Below are 293 nucleotides of genomic sequence, written 5' to 3' on the forward strand. Positions count from 1 at the left end.
GCCCCGGCCCCGCGCCGGTGCGTCCGGATGGCGGGACGGTGTTTGACCGCCCGTCGACTGTCTGCATAGAGTCTGCGCCAGGTCATGAGTGACAGCGCGACAAGCCCCAGCTTGCTGTCCGGCAACCCTCCGTCCGTGGCGGGGTGCCCTGGGTGAAGACCAGGCCAGGCGGCGACAGGTCCGTGTGGCAAGCGCGGACCACCGGACTTTCCTTGCGCACTCCCGGGGTCCTTTCCCCCGAAGGAGTGCATCTTCATGTCCGCCCACCCGTCGCACGCCGCCGCCCTCGCCTC

General features: G+C 70.3%; 1 riboswitch.

Annotated elements, in window-relative coordinates:
- The first annotated feature begins 80 nt into the window (after positions 1–80).
- A riboswitch (SAM riboswitch) is annotated at positions 81–200 on the forward strand.
- The last annotated feature ends 93 nt before the right edge of the window (positions 201–293 follow it).

The sequence above is a fragment of the Streptomyces tateyamensis genome (genome assembly GCF_003205575.1).
GTDB classification, from domain to species: Bacteria; Actinomycetota; Actinomycetes; order Streptomycetales; family Streptomycetaceae; genus Kitasatospora; species Kitasatospora tateyamensis.